This is a genomic window from Thermocladium sp. ECH_B, from assembly GCA_001516585.1.
Lineage (GTDB): Archaea > Thermoproteota > Thermoprotei > Thermoproteales > Thermocladiaceae > Thermocladium.
The window spans coordinates 1-3,249 of record LOBW01000116.1 but is presented as its reverse complement, the minus strand read 5'-3'; the positions used below and the strand labels follow the sequence as shown (position 1 = coordinate 3,249).

At 53.0% G+C, this 3,249-nt stretch carries 3 protein-coding genes; all 3 read right to left on the bottom strand.

The features are described 5' to 3' along the window. Positions 1-879, bottom strand: an 879-nt coding sequence (locus AT710_09450) for an ATPase (GenBank protein KUO90154.1), incomplete at its 3' end; no start/stop codon positions are given. Positions 880-888: 9 nt separating this feature from the next. Continuing rightward, entirely contained in the window at positions 889-1,710 is an 822-nt protein-coding gene (locus AT710_09445) for a hypothetical protein (protein ID KUO90153.1), read from the bottom strand. Next, the coding region (locus AT710_09440; GenBank protein ID KUO90152.1) for a hypothetical protein at positions 1,707-3,249 on the bottom strand (1,543 nt) is incomplete at its 5' end. The genes AT710_09440 and AT710_09445, both read right to left, overlap by 4 nt.

Sequence of the window (3,249 nt, the reverse complement as noted above, 5' to 3'; positions counted from 1 at the left end):
TGACTCCCTGAACTCTGGCTTGATGAGTATCCTGTGCATTAACGCTGGGTATGCTGCTGCCTTTACGTCGTCGGGTATTACGTAGTCCGCACCCGCCATTAGTGCCATTGCCCTTGCCAGTTTAAACATGCTTACCAGGGCCCTTGTGCTTATTGGTGCATCAACCCTCTTATCCGCCCTGACCCTATTAACTATGTTCATCATGTAGCCCAGCACTAAGTCGTCCATGTAAACGCCCTTAACCTCGCCTGCTACTGCATCAAGCATGCCGTTGATCATTGAGCCATCCCCCATGACCTCACCCTCAATAGTATCAATACCCCTTATTATGGCTGCCTCATGCTCGGGTTTTGCGTAGCCCACGTATAGGCTTACCATGAACCTATCCAATAGGGCTGGGGGGAGTGAGTGGGTTGCACCTAGGGCAACCTCAACAATGTTCATCGTGGCCATTATAACGTTTGGCCTTGGTAGCGGTATTGGCCTGCCCTCAATTGTCGCCTGCCCCTCCTGCATAACCTCAAGCAGGGCCGAGAGGGTCCTGGCCGGAGCCCTGTTTATCTCGTCAAGGAGCACCACGTTGTTGAATACCGGCCCCTTGTTAATCCTCAATTCGCCGCTGGGCGTGTAAATGGCGAAGCCAACTATATCTGATGGGAGGGTTTCGTTGGTTACCTGAATTCTCCCAAAGCTACCACCAATGGCCCTAGCCAGCGCCTTAGCCAGGGTAGTTTTGCCGCTCCCCACGGGGCCGAGGAGCAGTATGTGACCCCCTGCTAGTAATGTCGCAATGATTGTGTGGACGACCGTTGGGTTGCCTATGAAGACCCTGTTGACGTACTCCTCAATTCGCCTAGCCACCTCGGCGGCATTAACCACACGATGCCCTTACCTCCGCCTTTTTAAAAATAGCGTTAAGGATAGTAGAACCATGGGCGCCGCCGAGAGGGCGTAGTTGGCTGGGTACTGTGATGCGTAGTGGCGTAGGTACGCTATGTACATCCTGAGGGTTAACTGAACCCCACCGCCCAGTGATGGAATTAAATATGCGGCTGAACCATTGCATAATTCCCTAAGCAGCATCATGTTGCCCCCGTAACCCAGCAGCGAGTTCATGAATGCCCCTGGGCTTGAAATGAGAACCACGTAACCCTTACCAACCCTTACAACAACCATCACCGGGAATGGACCTGGCTCACTACCTGCTATGCTGCTTAAGCCCGTTAAGGCAACCACAGTGGCATTTCCCGGGCTAATCACCGTGGCGTTGTCCAGGGTTATGAAGGCTGCCGTTACGTTTAATGGACTATAGTTGCTCACTGCAGCTATTGGGAAGTGCTCGTTTAGGGAGTTGAAGAGGGGGTCCTTGATCACCAGGCCCGTGATGGACGCATCAACACCCAGTTCCCTTAGTAGACCATTGGCGGTGGGTGAGTTGGAGAGCACCGCAACCACACCACCCCTTGCCAGCATGCCTCTAAGCCCATTGACATATGCCTTAGGTAGGTTGACGAGGGGTATTATGAAGACTGCCCTACTGCTGTTTAATCCCCAGGGCGTATAGACTGGCCTTAGGCAGATTGAAGCTGCCTTGGAGTAGCCATCCCAGTTTGGGTTACTTGGGCTGTAGGGGACTGGGTAGGGGTATAGGTAGATCACTGCTAGGGCTAGGAGGATGGACAGGGTAATGGCTATTACTAGGATCCTCACTGTCTAATCACCATGGCCAGGTAACCTAACGCAGCCTCAACATCACTATCAGTGGGTAACCTCGGTGAGTAGAGGGCCTCCTCGGCTAGGGCAATGAGCCCATTGAGCCCCCTAACAACCTCACCATTGGTGAGCCTACCACGCACTAAAGCTAGGTATTCCCTAAGCGTTAACCCGCCGCCAAAGGCTATCCCAGTGGCCGTGCCCACCGCAGTTATTGCCTTGGCGAGGGAGCCTAATATTGCCTTAACCCTTGGGTCGCTTAACCTGGCTGAGGGGATGGGTTGCCTAAGGGACTTGGCAACGGCCTTAACTGTAACGGCCACTGGGGTTTGGGTTACTGGGGCTCCATGCCTAACCCCCCTTGTTAGCCTAACGGCGACTAGTGCTGCTGGGGCTAGGGCGGCCAGTATGGCTAGTTGGGCTAGGTTAATCACAAGCACCCTCACGGTTGCGGCTACCCCTTCAATGGGTGGGTTTGGGGTTATGGTTACGTTGAGTATGGTGAACCCCATGCCTAGGGTTAAGGGCACCCTAATGGGTATGGTCACATTAGGTGAATCAATCACCACAGTCCTTCTCAGTGGGCCTAGGTTAACCAGTAGGGTTAGGTTCCCCTTAACCGGTGGCTCAATGCTTATGCGTATGGCGCCCGTGAGACCGGCTAGGAGCATTGTGCTGCTTAGACTAATGCTAGGCCTAACCCCAACCACCGTGATGTTCAGGGCGCGTTCAGCCGGGGAGTAGGTTAAGTTCGGCTTAACGTAGACGAGGAGGGTTAGGTTACCTGGCCTTAGCACTGAGGTTGGTATGGTTAAGTTGAAGTGGCCATTTATGGAAGTTGCGTTAAGGCTTAACCCACCAACCCTAACGGTGATTGACCTATTGCCACCGGTTACATTACCCCAAATCATAAGGTAGTCGCCCCACTCAACGATGGTGCCGTTAACATGAATCACCAGCCTAGTCTCATTGAAGAGCAACCTAATCGTGGCCTCAGCCGTTGAGCCAGCCAGCCCCTTGTTGACTGGTATGAAGAGTGCCTTAACCGAGGTTTCGTTGACGTAGATGTAGGGTAGCGTTATGTTGACGGCGTAGAAGCCTGTGGAGTTCGTCGTGGTGGAGGTGGCTATCCCGTCGTTAATCGATATCAGGATTGACTGACCCCCTAGCCCCGTGCCGTTGGGTAGGGTTAACCTACCATAGGCCATTATGGTTGAGCCGACTGCGGCTGAGTTATCGGTTAGGTTTATGGTTAACCTGGTGTTCGTGGCGCTGCTGCTTGACGTTAGTTTACTGATTAATTGGCTTAGGGTTGAGTTACCTAGGGCAATGGTCATGTACTGGGCCGCTAGCAGTAGTCGTGCACTGTGGCCTAATAGGCCCTGCACTGTTAATGTTCCGTTCGGTAACGCTTGGGTTTCGTTTGCACTGTGGCCTAATGGGCCCTGCGCCCCGGTGCTGTTCAGTATTAACTCACCTATCATCGACGTGTTGATTAATGGCACATTATATGGGATGGCTAAGTTGCTTGAGGAA